We start from the raw sequence: 502 nt of genomic DNA on the forward strand, positions 1-502 counted from the left end.
GAAGACGCCTGCCGAGGCGCTCGACGCGGCCCTGCGGTCCGTTCAGGATGGTGTTGCGACGACCGGTTGAGACCAAGCAATACGTGTCGATCCGCTATACCGAGCGCCTGGCCGAAGCGGGCATCGAGCCCTCGGTCGGCAGCGTCGGCGACAGCTACGACAATGCGCTGGCCGAGAGCGTCATTGGCCTGTTCAAGACCGAGGTCATCCGTCGCCGTGGCCCATGGCGCGGCATTGAGGGCGTCGAGTTCGCCACCCTCGAATGGGTGGACTGGTTCAACAACCGCCGCCTCCTCGAGCCGATCGGCAACATCCCGCCCGCTGAGGCAGAGGCGCGCTACTATGCCGCCCAGGAGGCCATACCCCTGGCGGCCTGACTCAGACCAAACAGCCTCCGGCAAACCCGGCGCGGTTCAGCGCTCGCCGACCGACGCGTTGGAGCGTTCAGCCCTGTCGCCATGGCATCACCGGCAAACGGTCGACGGACCCATGTCAAAGTGGA

The 502-nt window shown here is 66.3% G+C and carries 1 protein-coding gene; it reads left to right on the forward strand.

The genetic code is table 11. The annotated features are described in order from the left end of the window. On the forward strand, nt 1–377 hold a 377-nt coding region (locus tag G3576_RS31030), incomplete at its 5' end, for an integrase core domain-containing protein (RefSeq protein WP_235952569.1). Nucleotides 378–502 lie beyond the last annotated feature (125 nt).

This window comes from Falsiroseomonas algicola (assembly GCF_011040385.1).
In the GTDB taxonomy this organism is placed as follows: domain Bacteria; phylum Pseudomonadota; class Alphaproteobacteria; order Acetobacterales; family Acetobacteraceae; genus Falsiroseomonas; species Falsiroseomonas algicola.